General features: G+C 54.8%; 20 protein-coding genes and 1 riboswitch. Of the genes, 7 read left to right on the top strand and 13 right to left on the bottom strand.

From position 1 onward, the window contains the following. Positions 1 to 27: 27 nt before the first annotated feature. From moaE to moaA, 5 genes are all read right to left on the bottom strand, one after another. Positions 28 to 480: a molybdopterin synthase catalytic subunit MoaE gene (moaE, locus tag MUA00_RS05490; RefSeq protein ID WP_271122176.1), complete on the bottom strand. Its 453-nt coding sequence runs from the start codon at positions 478 to 480 to the stop codon at positions 28 to 30. Positions 481 to 484: 4 nt separating this feature from the next. Continuing rightward, a complete protein-coding gene (moaD, locus tag MUA00_RS05485; RefSeq protein WP_271122177.1) occupies positions 485 to 730 on the bottom strand; it encodes a molybdopterin synthase sulfur carrier subunit in 246 nt (81 codons plus the stop codon). Next, entirely contained in the window at positions 723 to 1,208 is a 486-nt protein-coding gene (gene moaC, locus MUA00_RS05480) for a cyclic pyranopterin monophosphate synthase MoaC (RefSeq protein WP_271122178.1), read from the bottom strand. Before moaC ends, moaD begins: the two co-directional genes overlap by 8 nt. A 3-nt stretch (positions 1,209 to 1,211) precedes the next feature. Then, entirely contained in the window at positions 1,212 to 1,724 is a 513-nt protein-coding gene (gene moaB / locus MUA00_RS05475; RefSeq protein ID WP_271122179.1) for a molybdenum cofactor biosynthesis protein B, read from the bottom strand. A gap of 23 nt (positions 1,725 to 1,747) precedes the next feature. Next, positions 1,748 to 2,737, bottom strand: a complete 990-nt coding sequence (gene moaA / locus MUA00_RS05470) for a GTP 3',8-cyclase MoaA (RefSeq protein ID WP_271122180.1) — start codon at positions 2,735 to 2,737, stop codon at positions 1,748 to 1,750. Next, positions 2,725 to 2,856, bottom strand: a riboswitch (molybdenum cofactor riboswitch). (Overlaps the previous gene by 13 nt.) A gap of 206 nt (positions 2,857 to 3,062) precedes the next feature. Between moaA and yvcK the strand changes: the two genes are divergently transcribed. Then, positions 3,063 to 3,971, top strand: a complete 909-nt coding sequence (yvcK, locus tag MUA00_RS05465; protein ID WP_271122181.1) for a uridine diphosphate-N-acetylglucosamine-binding protein YvcK — start codon at positions 3,063 to 3,065, stop codon at positions 3,969 to 3,971. A 123-nt stretch (positions 3,972 to 4,094) separates the two neighbouring features. Here yvcK and uvrB read toward each other — a convergent pair whose 3' ends face one another. Beyond that, complete coding sequence (gene uvrB, locus MUA00_RS05460; RefSeq protein ID WP_271122182.1) at positions 4,095 to 6,110, bottom strand: excinuclease ABC subunit UvrB; 2,016 nt, start codon at positions 6,108 to 6,110, stop codon at positions 4,095 to 4,097. An 875-nt stretch (positions 6,111 to 6,985) separates the two neighbouring features. Between uvrB and MUA00_RS05455 the strand changes: the two genes are divergently transcribed. Then, positions 6,986 to 7,696, top strand: a complete 711-nt coding sequence (locus MUA00_RS05455) for an ABC transporter ATP-binding protein (protein ID WP_271122183.1) — start codon at positions 6,986 to 6,988, stop codon at positions 7,694 to 7,696. Positions 7,697 to 7,733: 37 nt separating this feature from the next. Here MUA00_RS05455 and MUA00_RS05450 read toward each other — a convergent pair whose 3' ends face one another. The 5 genes from MUA00_RS05450 to bioB form a co-directional block, all read right to left on the bottom strand. Then, entirely contained in the window at positions 7,734 to 8,255 is a 522-nt protein-coding gene (locus tag MUA00_RS05450; protein ID WP_271122184.1) for a DNA-binding protein, read from the bottom strand. 447 nt (positions 8,256 to 8,702) lie between these two features. Beyond that, positions 8,703 to 9,434 (bottom strand): dethiobiotin synthase, encoded by a 732-nt coding sequence (gene bioD, locus MUA00_RS05440; RefSeq protein ID WP_408639686.1) that lies wholly within the window; start codon positions 9,432 to 9,434, stop codon positions 8,703 to 8,705. Next, positions 9,379 to 10,134, bottom strand: a complete 756-nt coding sequence (gene bioC / locus MUA00_RS05435) for a malonyl-ACP O-methyltransferase BioC (protein ID WP_271122213.1) — start codon at positions 10,132 to 10,134, stop codon at positions 9,379 to 9,381. Before bioC ends, bioD begins: the two co-directional genes overlap by 56 nt. Continuing rightward, positions 10,121 to 11,272, bottom strand: a complete 1,152-nt coding sequence (gene bioF / locus MUA00_RS05430; RefSeq protein WP_271122187.1) for an 8-amino-7-oxononanoate synthase — start codon at positions 11,270 to 11,272, stop codon at positions 10,121 to 10,123. The genes bioC and bioF overlap by 14 nt, the downstream gene beginning before the upstream one ends. Beyond that, entirely contained in the window at positions 11,269 to 12,309 is a 1,041-nt protein-coding gene (bioB, locus tag MUA00_RS05425; RefSeq protein ID WP_271122188.1) for a biotin synthase BioB, read from the bottom strand. The genes bioF and bioB overlap by 4 nt, the downstream gene beginning before the upstream one ends. Before the next feature lie 90 nt (positions 12,310 to 12,399). Here bioB and bioA point away from each other — a divergent pair, with 90 nt between their 5' ends. The 4 genes from bioA (at position 12,400) to MUA00_RS05405 (ending at position 16,346) form a co-directional block, all read left to right on the top strand. Further along, positions 12,400 to 13,689, top strand: a complete 1,290-nt coding sequence (bioA, locus tag MUA00_RS05420) for an adenosylmethionine--8-amino-7-oxononanoate transaminase (protein WP_271122189.1) — start codon at positions 12,400 to 12,402, stop codon at positions 13,687 to 13,689. Positions 13,690 to 13,759: 70 nt separating this feature from the next. Then, positions 13,760 to 14,440 carry a type 1 glutamine amidotransferase domain-containing protein gene (locus MUA00_RS05415; protein ID WP_271122190.1) on the top strand — a complete coding sequence of 227 codons (681 nt, stop codon included), beginning with the start codon at positions 13,760 to 13,762 and terminating at the stop codon, positions 14,438 to 14,440. A gap of 15 nt (positions 14,441 to 14,455) precedes the next feature. Beyond that, on the top strand, positions 14,456 to 14,932 hold the full coding sequence (locus MUA00_RS05410) for a kinase inhibitor (protein ID WP_271122191.1): 477 nt from the start codon (positions 14,456 to 14,458) through the stop codon (positions 14,930 to 14,932). 115 nt (positions 14,933 to 15,047) lie between these two features. Beyond that, complete coding sequence (locus MUA00_RS05405; RefSeq protein ID WP_271122192.1) at positions 15,048 to 16,346, top strand: putative acyl-CoA thioester hydrolase; 1,299 nt, start codon at positions 15,048 to 15,050, stop codon at positions 16,344 to 16,346. Positions 16,347 to 16,412: 66 nt separating this feature from the next. Here MUA00_RS05405 and pgl read toward each other — a convergent pair whose 3' ends face one another. Next, positions 16,413 to 17,411, bottom strand: a complete 999-nt coding sequence (gene pgl, locus MUA00_RS05400; protein ID WP_271122193.1) for a 6-phosphogluconolactonase — start codon at positions 17,409 to 17,411, stop codon at positions 16,413 to 16,415. Positions 17,412 to 17,552: 141 nt separating this feature from the next. On the opposite strand from pgl, the gene MUA00_RS05395 reads away from it, so the two are divergent. After that, positions 17,553 to 18,371 (top strand): pyridoxal phosphatase, encoded by an 819-nt coding sequence (locus MUA00_RS05395; RefSeq protein ID WP_271122194.1) that lies wholly within the window; start codon positions 17,553 to 17,555, stop codon positions 18,369 to 18,371. 107 nt (positions 18,372 to 18,478) lie between these two features. On the opposite strand, the gene MUA00_RS05390 is transcribed toward MUA00_RS05395, so the two are convergent. Further along, positions 18,479 to 18,571: TOBE domain-containing protein (locus tag MUA00_RS05390; RefSeq protein ID WP_271130439.1), on the bottom strand; the 93-nt coding region annotated here is incomplete at its 5' end.

Genomic DNA, 18,571 nt, shown 5'->3' with positions numbered 1-18,571 from the left:
ATTAACACAACTCCAACGGGGCGCCTCCTACCAGCGCTTAGCCGCCTGTTTATCGGTTTCGCGCGCTTCCACCCAGCGTTCCCCTTCCGGCGTGGCTTCCCGCTTCCAGAACGGAGCGCGGGTTTTCAGATAATCCATAATAAATTGTGCGGCATCAAACGCCGAACTGCGGTGCGCACCGGTTACGCCGACAAAGACGATTTCGTCGCCCGGCCATAACTCGCCAATACGATGAATGACCGAAACGCGTTGCAGCGGCCAGCGGGCGCGAGCTTCTTCGATAATTTCCGCCAGCGCTTTTTCCGTCATTCCCGGATAATGTTCAAGCGTCAGCGCGCTGACGCTGTTGCCAAGATTGTGATTGCGAACTTTGCCGGTAAAGGTCACCACCGCGCCGTCTTCATCGCACTGCGACAGCCAAAGGTATTCGTCACCAACGCTAAAATTTTCATGGCTGACGCGGATTCGGGTGTTTTCCATTATTTCAGCCTCCGGTAACCGGTGGGAAGAAAGCGACTTCATCGCCGTCCGCCAGAGGATGGTCGAAGCTCACCAGCGTTTGGTTCACCGCCGCCAGCAGTTTGCCGGACTCAAGCGCCAGAGCCCAGCGGCTGCCTTTGGCGGCAAGCTCAGCGCGCAGTTGCTCAACGTCGTTATATGCTGCGTCGAGCTGCAGCCTGTCGCAGTCGACCAGTTCACGCACCTGGGCAAAAAACAGTACGTTAATCATTATCTTCCGCCTTGAAATCGCCAGATTTACCGCCGCTTTTCGCCAGCAGGCGAACCGGGCCAATCACCATGTCTTTCTGCACGGCTTTGCACATGTCGTAGATAGTTAACGCGGCAACGGATGCGGCTGTCAGCGCTTCCATTTCGACGCCGGTTTTGCCTGTCAGACGGCAAACGGCCTCGATGCGCACGCGATTGTGATTCGGCTCAGCTTCCAGGTTTACTTCAACTTTGCTCAGCAGCAGCGGGTGGCACAACGGGATTAATTCCCAGGTGCGTTTCGCCGCCTGAATACCGGCAATGCGGGCGGTGGCAAAAACATCGCCTTTGTGGTGGCTGCCGTCGACGATCATGGCGAGCGTTTCAGCCTGCATGGTGACAAAGGCTTCCGCACGCGCTTCACGGACGGTTTCATTTTTGGCAGAGACATCCACCATGTGCGCTTCACCAGCGGCATTAATATGGGTCAGTTGCGACATAGTTTATTTCTTGATGTGTGGATGGAAATTACACGGACGCTGGCGTGCATCCAACTGCTGGGAAATAATATTTTCCCAGGCGGTATGGCAGGCTTTGGTCGAGCCCGGCATGGCGAAAATCAATGTACGATTGGCAATGCCGGCTATAGCGCGGGATTGCAGCGTCGAGGTGCCGATCTCTTCGTAAGAAAGCATGCGGAACAGCTCGCCAAACCCTTCGATTTCACGATCGAAGAGCGGCAACAGCGCCTCCGGAACCTGATCGCCCTCGGTAAACCCCGTACCGCCGTTGATCAACACGACCTGAATATCGTCGCTTGCGATCCACTGGGAAACCTGGGCGCGGATCGCATAGCGATTTTCTTTCACGATGGCTTTGTCAGCCACCTCGTGACCCGCTTCAGTGGCTGACTCGCGCAGATAGTGGCCGGAGGTGTCTTCCTCTTCACCACGGCGACTGGAGACAGTCAAAATGGCAATACGTGCCGGGATAAAGGCTTCGCTTACCTGACTCATACTTTCTCTCCTTATTTTTGACGCTATCCACCAATATAGGACAGGTTCTGGGTGATGCCGGTATGTCCGTCATGCAGAAAATGGGTTTGTTTCTTTTGGGCGAGCGCTGAGGAAATACGCGCTTCCAGCTCTTCGCCCTGGGCATCATCCGCAAGCAAATCGCGCAGCGAGATGCCGCCGTCGCCGAATAAACACAGATGCAGATTGCCAATCGACGACACGCGCAGGCGGTTGCAGCTAGCGCAGAAGTCTTTCTCATAGGGCATGATAAGGCCGATTTCGCCTTCGTAATCCGAATGACAAAAAACCTGCGCCGGGCCATCGCTGCGGCCGCGAAGCTTCTGCACCCAGCCGCGCTGGAGCAGCTCGTCGCGAATGGTGGTGCCGGAGATATGGTATTTACGGAAGAGTTCGCCGCCGTCGCCGGTTTCCATCAGCTCGATAAAACGTAGCTGGATGGGGCGCGGTTTGATCCAGGCGAGGAAGGTATCCAGTTCGTGGCTGTTAACGCCCCGCATCAGCACCGTGTTGACTTTTACACGCTCAAATCCGGCGGCGAAAGCGGCGTCGATACCGTCCATAACCTGGCGGAATTTATCCTGGCCGGTGATGGCGTGAAACTGGCGGGCGTCCAGGCTGTCCACGCTCACGTTCACCGCGGTTAGGCCTGCATCGCGCCACTGCTGAATATCTCTCGCCAGGCGGTAACCGTTTGTCGTGACGGCAAGCTGGCGAATGGCCGGGTTTTCGCGCACGGCGGCGATAATTTCAGGGAAATCACGGCGTAAAGACGGTTCGCCGCCGGTGAGGCGTACTTTTTCAGTACCCAAAGCGGCGAAGGCGCGGGTGACACGGCGAATTTCATCGACGTTAAGGAAGCTTTTGTTCGCCACGCCGTGCGGCTTGTAGCCATCCGGCAGGCAATAGTTGCAACGGAAGTTGCAAACGTCGGTAATCGATAAACGCAAATAGAAAAACTTGCGCGCAAACGCATCGGTCAGTTGAGGAGCCATATACACCTTTCCAAATACGGGAGATGCAGGCATTTCTTTCTGCACCCTGGTGACCGGGAGGGTCACGGCCAAAGCACCGTATCTTGCGACTTAGGTCCAGAGGCTTAGTGTGTGTTCAAACGATAGTAGCGCGTGCCGGGATTGTTCGCCATAGCAGCTTTCGTTATATAAATCTATACATAACGAACTAATCGCTCAATTTCGCCACAGAGTACGCGAAAAGCGAACTTTTACCTTGATATACATCATTAACGCCGGAGCCCGCATCGTCTTTTTGGCGCTTTTACGCTACCTTAAGCCGGAGAGTTCGTCATAAGGAATAGCTATGCGCAGTCGCACGTTTGCGGATCTTGATCGGGTGGTTGCCTTGGGCGGCGGCCACGGTCTCGGCCGGGTCATGTCTTCCCTTTCATCTTTGGGCTCCCGTCTGACGGGGATCGTGACCACCACGGATAACGGCGGGTCAACCGGCCGTATCCGGCGCTCTGAAGGAGGCATTGCCTGGGGTGATATGCGTAATTGTTTAAACCAGTTAATTACCGAACCCAGCGTCGCATCAGCAATGTTTGAATATCGTTTTGGCGGTAACGGCGAGCTTTCCGGGCATAACCTCGGAAATCTGATGTTAAAGGCGCTTGATCACCTGAGCGTGCGGCCTCTGGAAGCCATTAATCTTATTCGTAACCTGTTAAAAGTCGATGCGCTACTGATTCCCATGTCGGAACAGCCGGTTGATTTGATGGCAACCGACGCAGACGGACATTTTATCTATGGCGAGGTGAATATCGACCAGCTTGCTTCGCCGCCGCAGGAACTGATGCTGTATCCGAAATCCCATGCCACCCGCGAAGCGGTAGAAGCCATTGCCGAGGCGGATCTGATTCTGATTGGTCCAGGGAGTTTTTACACCAGCCTGATGCCGCTTTTACTGCTGGAAGATATGGATCAGGCGCTGCGCCGCACCCCAGCGCCGGTGGTTTATATCGGAAATCTGGGGCGTGAGCTTAGCGTCGCCGCAGCAAGCCTGACGCTGAAAGAAAAGCTGGAAATCATGGAACAGCGGATTGGGAAAAGAATTATCGATGCGGTGGTTGTCGGGCCGCAGGTTGATGTTTCGAGCGTTGCCGACCGGGTGGTGATTCAGGAACAGCTTGAAGCGAGCGATATCCCTTATCGTCATGACCGTGTCCTGCTGCGCCGGGCGCTGGAAAAAGCGGTTCAGAGGCTGGGTTAACGGATGGGAAACGTCTGTGAATGAAGCTTGCGCTTATCCATCCATATCCATCCAACGAGAGCTTTCACATTCGTTAATTGCACAGGTCGGGTAAGCGCCAGCGCCACCCGACGCTCAATTTCCCTAGGATGCGGCGATAAACAAATCGCGCAGTTGGTGTAGCTGGTCGCGTACCAGGGCTGCCTCTTCAAACTCCAGGTTCTGCGCATGCTCCAGCATCTTCGCTTCAAGCTGATGAATTTTCTGCTGCAGCGCCTTCGGTGTCAGGACGATTTCATCATCTTCAATCACGCTACGAGCTTTGCTCTTCATTCTGCCTTTGGTTTTCGCCATCCCTTCGCCAAGCTGCAGAATATCGACCACTTTTTTGTTCAGGCCCTGCGGAGTAATGCCGTTTTCTTCGTTATAGTGCTGCTGTTTCTCGCGGCGACGCTCCGTTTCCCCAATCGCCTTCGCCATCGACGGGGTGATTTTATCACCGTACAGAATCGCTTTGCCGTTAACATTACGCGCCGCACGGCCAATGGTCTGAATCAAAGAACGCTCAGAACGCAGGAAGCCCTCTTTGTCGGCATCCAGAATCGCCACCAACGAGACTTCCGGCATATCCAGCCCTTCGCGCAGCAGGTTGATACCCACCAGCACGTCAAACTCGCCAAGGCGCAAGTCACGGATTATCTCCATACGTTCTACCGTATCGATATCAGAGTGCAGATAGCGCACCTTTTCGCCATGCTCTTCAAGGTATTCGGTAAGATCTTCCGCCATGCGTTTGGTCAGCGTGGTCACCAGCACACGCTCGTTAATTTCAACGCGCTTGCGGATCTCCGAAAGCAGATCGTCAACCTGGGTGGCAACGGGACGCACTTCGATTATCGGGTCCAGCAGCCCCGTCGGACGCACAACCTGATCGACAATATCGCCGCCGGATTTTTCCAGTTCATAATTGCCAGGCGTTGCCGAAACGTAAATAGTCTGCGGAGCCAGCGCTTCGAACTCTTCAAACTTGAGCGGGCGGTTGTCCAGCGCAGAAGGCAGACGGAAACCATACTCCACCAGCGTCTCTTTACGCGCCCGGTCTCCGCGGTACATGCCGCCAATTTGTGGGATGGTCACGTGCGATTCGTCCACCACCAGAAGACCATCGGCCGGCAGGTAATCGAACAGCGTCGGCGGCGCCTCGCCAGGCCCGCGTCCGGAGAGAAAACGAGAATAGTTTTCTACGCCCGAGCAATAACCCAGCTCGTTCATCATTTCCAAATCGAACTGCGTACGCTGCGTTAAGCGCTGCTCTTCAAGAAGCTTATTGTTCGCCAGCAATATCTTGCGCCTGTCCGCCAGCTCAACTTTGATCTCTTCCATCGCCTGCAGGATGCGTTCGCGCGGGGTGACGTAGTGCGTTTTCGGGTAAACCGTAAAGCGCTGGATAGCCTGATCCACCTGGCCTGTGAGCGGATCGAACAACGACAAGCGCTCAACCTCTTCGTCAAATAACTCTACACGCAACGCCAGGTCATCCGATTCCGCCGGGAAAATATCAATAACTTCGCCACGCACGCGGAACGTACCGCGCTGGAATGCCTGATCGTTACGCGCATATTGCAGCTCGGTAAGTCGGCGCAGAATGGAACGCTGATCGATGATCATCCCTTTGGTGAGGTGCAGCATCATTTTCAGATACAGATCCGGATCGCCCAGACCATAGATGGCTGAAACCGACGCCACCACGATAACATCACGGCGTTCAAGCAGCGCTTTGGTAGCCGACAAACGCATTTGTTCGATGTGCTCGTTAACCGAGGAGTCTTTTTCGATAAAAGTATCGGAGCTGGGTACGTAGGCTTCTGGCTGGTAATAATCGTAGTAGGAGACAAAAAACTCCACCGCGTTGTCAGGGAAGAATTCTTTCATCTCGCCATAAAGCTGTGCCGCAAGCGTTTTATTCGGTGCTAACACCATGGTGGGGCGCTGCAAATCCGCAATCACGTTTGCCACGGTAAAGGTCTTACCTGACCCGGTTACCCCCAGCAACGTCTGATGGGCAAGTCCGTCTTCCAGACCCTCTTCAAGACGCCGTATAGCATCGGGCTGATCGCCGGAGGGTTTGAATGCAGAATTAAGTTTGAACGCTTTACTCATTGAGTTGCTACCTGAGGAGAAAACTAGCGGGCCGGACGATAATTTTACTCGGCGCAGGAATTTTTGCCAGTAAATAATACTGGATGAAAAACCAGTAACATATACAACGATTTCGGTTATGCAGACGAATCTCGCCCAGGTTTGCGCGCAATTTCATCAAAGACGGAATTAATCACTGTCTTATATCGGTTATCCCCAGATTTTTTTGTTCTTTAACATTTGTCAAGCAATGTAATAAAAGTGAGACGTTGTTCTTTGACACTTTCCTTACACGGATTGATTTTATTTAACTAGCTAATTTAAAAGGAATATTTCCAAAAGACCGGTTTCGCGTCAATTTGCAGCCAGGCCGCGCCCGCTCTCGCTTACCGATAGTTTTCTAACTCTAATGCACAAGGTTATCCACAGGAATGGTGGATAAGTGCATCCAGGCCTTTGGGGTTGCCGCCCGCAAAAATCCCTGATTTTGGTGTGCGCGCGTCGAAAAAAATTTTTCCGTCCTATTTTAGGTTTTTATCGCCTCATTTCACTTTGCTTAGCCAGAGGTGAAGGCGCTCACAAAACAAACATTTCTCCTGGCTTTTAAACCGCTTTCTGCACCAAAACCGAAAAGCGTTAAGCACTGCCAAAGTGCAGCCTGACGGCAAAGTTTTACCTCTCCTGCTTTTGTTCACCCGAATTTATGAGTCTATTCTCAAAATCGCAATGTTCCTGCGATGCTTGCATGAGATGGCAAGGGAATTGCACTGTTGGTCAGGAGAACTCAACCCCCCTCCTTTGGGAGCGATGCTGGATGCCGTGGTGAAATGGGTTTATTGCAAGCAAAAGCGCGCGAAGTGGCTTTAGGTTTTTAACCCGTCGTGAGGAGATGACACATGTTGAGTTTACGCGCCGTGAACCAGTTTTATGGGGAGAACCATATTTTGTGGAATCTCGATCTGGAGCTGACAAAAGGAGAATGCACCTGCGTGCTGGGTGCGCCGGGCATGGGGAAAACCACGCTGGTGAATTGCATTACCGGCTACCTGCCCGTGCAGAGCGGAAGCATCATATGGAATGATGCAGGCCGCCCGCCTCAGGATTTACTCGTTACGCCTGTTGAAGGACGTGCTGCGCTGGGCATGAGCTATGTCGCACAGGAACGCCGCATTTTTTCTCAGCTTTCCGTCGAAGAAAATCTGCAAATAGCGCTGCTGGCCGGCAACGAACGTGCCCGAACCATTCCTTCGATGGTATATGACCTGTTCCCGGCGCTTTACTCAATGCGGCATATGCGCGGCGGCGAACTCACAGGCGATGTTCAGCAGCAGCTTGCGCTTGCCAGGGCGCTGGTGACGGAACCCAAGCTGCTGATTCTTGACGAGCCGACGCTTGGGAGCGGACAGCGTTTTATTCACGATATGGGCAATATTATCCGCCGCCTGAACCGTGACTTCGGCCTCACGATTTTGCTGGTTGAACAGCGGTTGTCATTTATCCGCCGCGTCGCAGACCGTTTTTGCCTTTTGCACCGTGGACGTAACGTAGCGCAGGGGAATGTCGCATTGCTTGACGATAAGCTCGTTGCAAACTGGATGACGCCATGAATTTATCTACAGTGGCGGCCAGTTTTTGACCGTCACTCTATTGCAGTTGCCCAATCTGCTTTTGCAGGTCGCGGTCCAGCGCCGCCAGTTCGCGTTGCAGATTACATTGTCTCGTCACCGCCGAAAGCTCCAGCAGCGGTAAAGGGACTTTGCTTACTCCCGTCTCACGTAGCCAGCGCAGCACAGATTCAAGATGCCAGATAGCCGTTTTACCGTTATGCACCGGGGCGGGAAAAGCCTGACGGCTCACCATTAATTTGCGCATGTATTGCCGGGAAAAACCCATTAATTCGGCTATATCCGTTAACCCAACCAAATCTGGCGTGACCTCCGCGAGGCCTGCGCCGGGAATAATCCGTTTAACATCCTGAATGGCGGAAACCACAGCCTGCCTCGCGGTTTGCGCTTCACGGATAAAATGCAGCGCGATTCTGCCCGTTACGCCTGTGCCCGGCAGCGCATCATCGCAGCCATTTTCGCCCAGCGCCTGTACCCAAAGCGCCGGGTCCTGGCGGCTTTGCGGCAAGGTGAATATCAGGGTGAAACTAAATTCCGACATACTCTTCTCCTTACTTAATGTCGTCCCGGCTTAGCTGTATTTTGACAGCAGCCGTCAACCACGCGTCTTATCTGTTTTGCGTGGTTCACTGCATTGCGTGGCGCATTCCATATGCAACTGATACAGAATTCGCCGCATCGGCAGGCTTTGTCATGCCACGGGCAATACATTTTTCCCCAGCAATGGGAGCCACCGGATTTTATCTGCCAGCCCTGGCATTCCGCATAGCTCAACGCGGCTTCAATCTCCTTATTCGGATGCACTCTGCGCACCATAAATCCTCCTGATTATCATTCCACAAATGGTTGTCACATGACAACAAAAAGTGCAGATAATTTAGCCTGTATTGAAGCATTGCGACAGGGTTTGCTTTAGCGAATGAGCCGTTATGGAAAAACGCCCGAAGTAAATTTCGGGCGTTGCAGTTATGCAGAGAAAAAACGCGACCTAAGCCGCAAGAGGGGATAAATCGAGGTAATTGCCGAGAACCGTTTTTTCATCCAGCTCCGCAAGCCAGGGGATTTCCCCGAGCATCGGTGCCGGCAGCACTTTCCTGAGCGTCGCAATGTATTCAGCGTGCCGTTTGCCCGTCGGCTGGACATCGTTTGCAATCCAGCCTGCCAACGGCAGCCCGGCGCTTTTTATCGCATGAGCAGTTAACATCGCGTGGTTAATGCAGCCAAGCCTTACGCCCACCACGAGAATGACCGGCAGTTTTTCTTTGACCACCCAGTCAGCAAAAGTCGTGGATTCGGAAAGCGGAGTAAACCACCCGCCAGCCCCTTCCACCTGTACCCAGTTCCCGAGTTTCGAAAGCGCCTGCAGGCCCGCAGAGAGCGCTGAAAACTCAACAGGCCGACCTTCCTCCGCGCTGATAATGTGCGGAGAGGTCGGCTCAAGAAAGGCCAGCGGATTAACCTGTTCATAGCTAAGAGGCACGTTGCTGTTGCGCTGCAGAGCAAGCGCGTCACCGTTACGGATACCTTCCGGCGTCATTTCGCTTCCGGAGGCGACGGGCTTGTAGCCCACGGTCTGAAATCCCGCCTGCGCCGCCGCCTGCAGCAAGGCACAGCTCGCCACGGTTTTTCCCACTTCGGTATCGGTTCCGGTAACAAACCATTTTCTAATCACGTTCAATAACTCCAGAAACAAGTTGCCAGCTAAGCGGGAATTTTCCATCACGCTGCGGCCAGGCAAGACTAAGACGCTGCAACTGTTGGCGCGTCATCAGCGAGCTTTTTCGGCCTTCGTGAAGATGCGTCGCGCCAACGCCTTTAAGCGTGCGCATGGCGCTCATAACATCCGGAAAGCTCTGCGTTACCTGCCCGGCATGAAGCGATATACGCCAGCCGTCGCAGGCCGTTTCAATTTCATTTAAAGACAAAAAATTATTGGCATGCGCCCTTTTATCCACCGCCTGCCAGGCCGCATGCAGCTCCGGGAGCGAGCCTGCGGCTATCGTTGTAAACGCAACGCATCCGCCCGGACGAGTCACGCGGTAAAGCTCGCTTAATCCCTTGCGTAAATCGCCGCACCACTGCACTGCAAGATTGCTCCAGGCCAGCGACACTTGTTCATTTGGCAGCGGCAGCGCCTCTATATCGCCCTCAAGGTAGCTATTTGCCGCCCGCTGTCCGCGGGCGTGGTTCAACATTTTTGCCGACAGATCGAGAGCCGTAACATGGCAGCCCTGCGCTTTCCAGTAGCGGCTGAACCAGCCCGTGCCGCACCCGGCATCCAGCACCTGCGCGAACTCGCGCCTGGCGAGACGGCTTATAAGCTGGTTTCCGCTGATGCGCTGAAGTTCGGAAAAATCGTCATAGGTGTTTGCCGCGCGCCCAAAAGCCTGCGCCACCGCCAGTTTATTAACGGGTTTCATCATGAAGAGCCTCCAGCAGCGCTTCGATGTCCTCGCGGGTATGTTCGGCGGTAAGCGTTACGCGTAAACGCGCGCTGCCCGTCGGGACTGTGGGGGGACGAATGGCCGTGAGCCAGAATCCACGCTCGCGCAAACGAGCAGCAAGGCTAAGCGTGCGGGCATTCTCGCCAACGATCAGCGGTTGAATCGCGGTATGTGAGTTGATCAACCCGAGCGGGAGCTGTGCCGCTTCACGCCGGAAATCAGCAATGTTGTCGCGTAGCCGGGAGCGTCTTTCATCCCCTTTGCGAATCACGTCCAGCGCCGCTGATAGCGCACAGGCCTGGGCGGGAGGCATGGCCGTGCTGTAAATCAGATGACGGGCAAACTGCAGCAGATAATCGGCTACGTCATCGCTGCACAACACCGCCGCGCCGCTTACGCCAAAGGCCTTACCGAAAGTGATCACCAGTAAATCAGGTTTGATTCGCTGCTGGTAAGCGCTTCCTCGCCCTTCTTCGCCAAGCACGCCAATGCCATGCGCATCGTCGACCATCAGCCAGCCGCCCGCGCGACGAGTGGCCTCAGCAATCTCGCCGAGAGGAGCCTGGTCGCCATCCATGCTGAATACTCCCTCGGTGATAACCAGTTGCTGGCCTTCACATGGAATAGCCAGTAAATCCGCAAGCGCCTGAACGTCGTTATGCGCGAAGCGTCGCAATTGCGCAGGGCTTAACATCGCCGCTTCAAGCAAGGAGGCGTGGCTGAGTTTGTCTGCCAGAATGCGATCCTGCTTTTGCGCCAGCGCCGCGATCACCGCCTGATTGGCGGCGAATCCGGAGATAAATCCTAACGCTCGCGGATAGCCCAGCCACTGCGCAAGCTCGTTTTCCAGCAGATGATGTGCGGAGCTGTAACCCGTAACATGACCCGAACCACCGCTGCCGACGCCATAACGTTCAGCGCCTTTTTGCCAGGCACGAACAATCTCCGGATGTTGGCTTAACCCCAGATAATCATTACTGGAAAAGTTAAGATGCCGCTTCCCGTTATGGACTAAAAAGCGTCCGCTCCCTGATTCGTTTACCTGGCGGGTACGTAAGCTATCGCTGGCACACCTTTGTGCAAGATGCTGCTCGATGCGCTGCTGCCAGCTCATACCGCCGCCGCGTTGTAATACTTGTCCGTATCCGCCGTAAGCAACTGAGAAGCCAGCTTTTGCTGCTGCTCGTTATCGCCTGCGTCGGTGGTGGTTTGCTGCGGATTCAGGCCCAGCTTACGGAACAGTTGCAAATCTTTATCTTCTTCAGGATTTGGCGTGGTGAGGAGTTTGCAGCCGTAGAAGACGGAGTTCGCACCGGCCATAAAGCACATAGCCTGAGTCTGCTCGCTCATTTGCTCACGGCCCGCAGAGAGACGCACAAACGAGGTCGGCATCATGATGCGCGCAACGGCGATAGTGCGGATAAAATCAAACGCGTCCACGTCGTCGTTATCCGCAAGCGGCGTGCCTTTCACTTTTACCAGCATGTTGATCGGCACGCTTTCCGGCGGCGTTGGCAGGTTGGCAAGCTGAAGCAGTAACCCAGCGCGATCTTTCACGGTTTCACCCAGCCCGACAATACCGCCGGAGCAAACCTTGATCCCCGCATCGCGCACTTTATCGAGCGTATCCAGACGTTCCTGGTAGGTACGCGTGGTGATAATGTTGCCGTAAAATTCCGGGGAGGTATCAAGGTTGTGGTTGTAATAATCCAGCCCGGCCGCCGCCAGGCGCTGCGCCTGAGCATCGGTTAACGTGCCGAGCGTCATGCAGGTTTCCAGCCCCATTTCGCGCACGCCCTGCACCATTTGCTCAAGGTAAGGCATATCGCGGTCGTTGGGGTTTTTCCAGGCAGCTCCCATGCAAAAACGAGTTGAGCCCGCGTTACGCGCCTTGCGGGCGGAATCCAGCACCTGTTCGACTTCCATCAGGCGCTCGGATTCCAGGCCAGTTTTATAGCGTGCGCTTTGCGGGCAATATTTACAGTCTTCCGGGCAGGCGCCGGTTTTTATCGACAGCAGCGTACTGACCTGCACGTGGCGAGGATCGAAGTGCTGACGGTGAACCTGCTGCGCTTCAAACAGCAGTTCGAGGAAAGGTTTTTCAAATAAAGCAGTGACCTGCGACATTGACCAGCGAGCGTGGTGAGCCATGGGGCGTCTCCAAAAGGGGGTGTTGTTAGCCGTTGATTGACGTTATACTTGTAAACCTAAATCTTTTTAAAATGGTTTACAAGTCGCCTTATGACGCCTGCTGATTTAACGTTCGACCAACAACATATCTGGCACCCCTACACTTCCATGACCCAGCCGCTACCGGTTTATCCGGTGGTTTCGGCTGCCGGCTGCGAGCTGAATCTTGCTGACGGCACGCCGCTGGTTGACGGCATGTCTTCATGGTGGGCGGCCATTCACGGCTATAACCACCCTCGCCTGAACCAGGCGATGAAAAACCAGATTGACGTGATGTCGCACGTGATGTTTGGCGGCATTACCCACCCCGCGGCGGTGGCGCTTTGCCGCAGGCTGATTGCAATGACGCCTGATCCGCTCGAATGCGTTTTTCTGGCAGATTCAGGCTCTGTCGCGGTAGAAGTGGCAATGAAAATGGCGTTGCAGTACTGGCACGCCAAAGGCGAGCCGCGCCAGCGCTTTTTGACTTTCCGCCACGGCTACCACGGCGATACGTTCGGCGCCATGTCGGTGTGCGATCCTGATAACTCCATGCACAGCCTCTGGCAGGGTTATCTTCCGGAACACCTGTTCGCCCCTGCTCCGCAATGCGGTTTTGACGACGAGTGGGATGAGATGGATATCGTTCCTTTCGCGCGTCTGATGGCGGCCCATCGTCAGGAAATTGCGGCGGTGATTCTGGAGCCTGTCGTACAGGGCGCAGGCGGGATGCGTTTCTATCACCCGGAATGGCTGAAGCGCATTCGCCGCATGTGCGACCGCGAAGGAATTTTGCTTATCGCCGACGAAATCGCCACCGGTTTTGGTCGCACCGGGAAGCTTTTTGCCTGTGAACATGCAGACATTGCGCCGGACATCATGTGCCTGGGTAAAGCGCTGACGGGAGGAACCATGACGCTTTCAGCGACGCTTGCCACGCGCCATATAGCCGAAACCATCAGCAACGGCGAGGCGGGCTGCTTTATGCATGGCCCCACGTTTATGGGCAATCCATTAGCCTGTGCGGTAGCGGCTGAAAGCCTGGCGCTGCTGGAAGAAGGCGCATGGCGGCAGCAGGTTAAAGATATTGAACACCAGCTATTAGCAGGGCTTGAGCCCCTGAAGAGATGCGAACAGGTGGCGGACGTGCGCGTGCTTGGCGCAATTGGCGTAGTGGAAACTTGTCAGCCGGTAAATATGGCAGCGCTTCAGGCTTTCTTTGTGGAGCAAGGCGTATGGATTCGTCCCTTTGGTCGACTGATTTACCTGATGCCGCCGTACATTATCAGTCGCGAACAGCTTGCAAAACTTATCGACGCGGTGGCAAAAGCCGTCGAAAATCCGGCCTTCTTTAGGAACTAGCCGCCAGCAGCCCGTGCAAGGATGCACTACACTTCGAAGATCTTTTCATGCGCCCAACAGGGAGAAGCAAATGAAAATCCTCATGGTGCTAACCTCGCACAATCAACTCGGTGATACGGGCAAACCTACCGGCTTCTGGCTTGAAGAATTTGCCGCACCTTATTACGTCTTTCATGATGCCGGACTTGAAGTAACGCTCGCATCCCCCAAAGGCGGGCAGCCGCCGCTCGATCCCAAAAGTGACGAGCCGGATGCGCAAACCGACAGCACCCGCCGCTTTCGCAGCGATGTTGCCGCGCAAAACTTACTGGCGAACACGCGCAGGCTCGATTCCCTCAATGCAGAGAGCTTTGATGCTGTGTTCTACCCAGGCGGCCACGGCCCGCTGTGGGATCTGGCTCAGGATCCGCATTCCATTAAACTGATTGAACAGTTCTGGGCGACCGGTAAACCCGTTGCCGCGGTTTGCCATGCGCCGGGCGTGCTGCGCCAGGTGAAAACCCCGGAAGGTACAGCGCTGGTGAAGGGCAAACGCGTTACGGGATTTACCAATAGCGAAGAAGAAGGCGTTGGATTAACGGCCATCGTGCCTTTCCTGGTCGAAGATGAGCTGAAAAAAGCAGGCGGCCTGTTTGAACGTACCGACGACTGGGGCGAATATGCCGTTGTCGATGGGCATCTGGTCACCGGGCAAAATCCCGCCTCTTCCACCGTTGCCGCCGAAGAATTGCTGAAACTACTCGATCTGTAATCTCAAGGAGCGGTTATGAAACTGATTAGCAAAGACATTCAAGAAGGTGAAAAGCTCCCTTCCCGCCATGTCTTTAACGGCATGGGTTATGAAGGCGACAATATTTCCCCGCATCTTGCATGGGATGAGGTGCCGGCAGGTACGAAGAGCTTTGTGGTGACCTGCTACGATCCGGATGCGCCAACCGGTTCAGGCTGGTGGCACTGGGTGGTGGCAAACCTGCCCGCTGGTACTCGCGTATTGCCGCAGGGTTCCGGCTCTGATTTGGTAGAACTTCCTGAACCCGCCGTTCAGACGCGCACGGACTTCGGCAAGGCGGGTTACGGCGGCGCGGCTCCGCCGAAAGGCGAAACGCACCGTTATATTTTCACCGTTCACGCGCTGGACGTTGAAAAACTGGATGTCGATGAAAACGCATCCGGTGCCATGGTCGGTTTTAACGTCCATTTTCACTCGTTAGGAAGCGCCTCCATTACTGCGATGTTCAGTTAATCCCACCTTTTATGAAGCCGAGTTGCACAATCGGCTTCCCGTTTCGCTCAACTTAGTATAAAAATGCAGGCCTTGAGGACACCCCCTTTTTCAACCCCACAGCAAGGAGCAACCCTTGAACACATTATCGGTTACTCGTCGGGCCGCAGCGCTCGCTTTTGCCGTTGCGTTGAGCGCCTGTAGCTCAACGCCGCCAGAAGACCGTCCATCCACGCAGGTGGCGCCGGGAACCCAGTCTCGCCCGATTTTATCGGCGGATGAAGCGCAGAACTTTGTTCAGGCGCGTTACTTCTCTTCCATGAATAAAGATGAAGCGCCGTGGACGCCGTCGTCCATTCGTATCCCGCAACAGCCAGATTTCGTGGTTGGCGCTGCGGGCGGCGAGGGCGTGACGCACACTTCCATCCAGGCAGCGGTTGACGCGGCGATTGCGAAACATAGCAGCGCACGTCAGTACATCGCTATTCAGCCGGGCGAATACCCAGGCACCGTTTACATTCCGGCGTCTTCCGGAAGCGTGACGCTGTACGGCACAACGGATAACGCCGCAGATGTGAAAATCACCATGCCGCTTGATTCCGAAACCGATGTCGCAACCTGGCGTCGCGCGGTAAATCCGTCGGGCAAATACATGCCGGGCAAGCCGGCATGGTATATGTTTGATAGCTGCCAGAGCCGCCGTTCGGCCACCGTCGGCATCATGTGTTCCGCCGCCGTATGGTCGCAGAACAGCGGTCTGCAGTTGCAAAACCTGACCATCGCCAACACCCTGGGCGACAGCGTTGATGCTGGCAACCACCAGGCCGTGGCGCTGCGTACCGACGGCGATAAAGTCCAGTTGAACAATGTTCATCTTCTGGGCCGCCAGAACACCTTATTCGTAACCAACAGCGATGTGCAAAACCGCCTGTTAGACAACCGTCAGCCACGTACACTTGTAACCAACAGCTACATCGAAGGTGACGTGGATGTGGTTTCCGGGCGCGGTGCGGTGGTGTTCGATAACACCGATTTCCGCCTGGTAAACAGCCGCACGCAGGAAGGCTATGTCTTCGCGCCAGCGACGCTGCCAAACGTGTTCTACGGTTTCCTCGCTATTAACAGCCGCTTTACCGCCGCTGGCGATAACGAAGCGCAGTTGGGCCGCGCCTGGGATGTTGAAGCTTCTGAAAACGGTTATGCCGCCGGTCAGACTTCTAACGGCCAGGTGGTTATTCGCGATAGCGTGATTAACGAAGGTTTTAATGCCACAAAACCCTGGGGCGACGCTGCCGGTTCTAAACGTCCGTTTACGGGCAACACCGGTGCGAAAGATGAAAAAGGCAACGTTCAGCGCGACCTGAATGATGCTAACGCTAACCGCCTGTGGGAGTTCAACAACCGCGGCGTTGGCAGCCCGGTTGCGGGCGAATAAAACTCATAAGCTTTAAAACAAAAAACCTCGCGGCCGCGAGGTTTTTTTATCGTGCTATCAGGCTAATCAGTGCGCGTTAACCACAACCCACATTGGCCCCTGCCCTACCGCGTAGCGCCCTTTCTCTTCTAACAGCCCCTGCACGCCGTTAATTTGATACACCGCGATATGGTGAGATTTCTGACCTGCGGCAATCAGATATTTACCGCTGTGATCGACATTAAAGCCGCGTGGCTGGGTTTCCGTCGGCTGGTAACCTTCAACGGCCAACACGCTGCCGTCTTCAGAAACGCTAAAGATGGTAATGATGCTGGCGGTACGATCGCAGGTATAGAGATGGCGACCGTCCGGCGTGATGTGGATATCCGCCGCCCAGCGGGTATCTGAGAAGTCCGGCGGCATGATATCAAGCGTCTGCACGCATTCAATTTTGCCGTACGGATCTTTAAGCTCCCATACGTCGACGGAGCCGTTCAGCTCATTAACGCAGTAAGCATATTGCTGGTTAGGATGGAAAGCCATATGACGCGGGCCTGCCCCTTCTACCGTTGCCACCTCAGCCGGATTTTGTGCGACCAGCGCGCCATCGTCAGACAGCGTAAACAGGCAAATGCGATCCTGTTTCAGCGCGGGCACCCACAGCGTGCGGTTATCCGGTGAAATATTGGCGGAGTGGCATCCTTCGAGACCTTCCACCAGCGATACCGTATCGCCAGGCAAGCCATCGTTAGCAAGGCTTGTTACGCTTACGCAGCCGGAATTATAGGATGCGCTGAACAGATATTTGCCCTGATGGTCGGTGGAAATATGCGTTGGGCTGCCCGGCAGCGCGGCCACGCCCGCTTCGGTCAGACGGCCGTCGTCTGGCGTGATGCGCCAGGCAATCACACGAAACTCCGGACGCACGCCCACGTAGAGGAAACGTTTATCCGGACTGATAACCATCGGCTGAACCTGGCCTGGAACATCGACAACCTGCACCAGGGTGAGTTCGCCCTGTGAGCTCAGCGCCCAAACGTGGATCTGCTGGCTTTCGGGACTGGCGGTATAGACTGTTTGTTTCATGAAATCTCGTTCCTCCCAACGTATCGAGTGATAGTCACAAGGGTAGCCCGTTTTGTCGCTTCGGGACGTAATTTTGAACAACGCCCCAGGCGGTGTACCATCGGCTCAAACCTTGTGACTTGAATTTGACTGGAACCTGAAATGACTTATCGAGTAATCGCCCTTGATCTGGACGGCACCCTGCTGACGCCACAAAAATCCATTCTTCCTGAATCTCTGAGCGCGTTACAGCGCGCACGCGAAGCAGGGTTCAAAGTCGTTATCGTGACCGGTCGCCATCATGTTGCCATCCATCCTTTTTATCAGGCACTGGCTTTAGATACACCTGCAATTTGCTGTAATGGCACTTATTTGTATGATTATCATGCGAAAAAGGTTCTGAACGCCGATCCGCTGCACGCCGAACAAGCCACTCAACTTATTGATTTGCTCGATACTCACGACGTTCACGGGCTGATGTACGTCGATAACGCCATGCTGTATCAACACCCGACAGGCCACGTAATTCGTACTGAAAACTGGGCGCTTTCGCTGCCGGAAGCGCAGCGCCCGGTGTTTCGCCATGTGGATTCACTGCGTGAAGCGGCACATACCGTGGATGCAATCTGGAAATTCGCCCTTACCGATGCAGATATTCCTAAACTGCAACGCTTCGCAAAAACGGTGGAACGCCAGTTGGGGCTGGCCTGCGAATGGTCGTGGCACGATCAGGTGGATATTGCGCAGAGCGGCAACAGCAAAGGCAAGCGCCTGGCGCAGTGGGTTGAGTCTGAAGGATTATCGATGGACCAGGTTATCGCTTTTGGCGATAACTATAACGACCTGAGCATGCTGGAAAGCGCCGGTCTTGGCGTGGCGATGGGCAACGCCGACGAGGCCATTAAAGCCCGCGCGGACGTGGCGATCGGCACCAATCTGGAAACAGGCATTGCCGAAACAATTTATAAGTACTTGCTGTAGCGCTCAGAAAGCGGTGGATGGCGCTACGCTTATCCACCCTACTTTTATCCAGACGTAGGTTGGATAAAAGTAGGGTGGATAAGCACCGCCCCATCCGACATAATCGGTCAGGTGGTTATCGACACGCTTTTGATTTGTGCATATAGCCACTGGCCGGGCTTGATGACCAACTCGTCTCGCGCCCAGGGGCTGATGCGCGC

This window comes from Dryocola boscaweniae, from assembly GCF_025215095.1.
Taxonomy (GTDB): Bacteria; Pseudomonadota; Gammaproteobacteria; order Enterobacterales; family Enterobacteriaceae; genus Dryocola; species Dryocola boscaweniae.
This window is presented reverse-complemented; position numbering and strand designations above follow the sequence as displayed.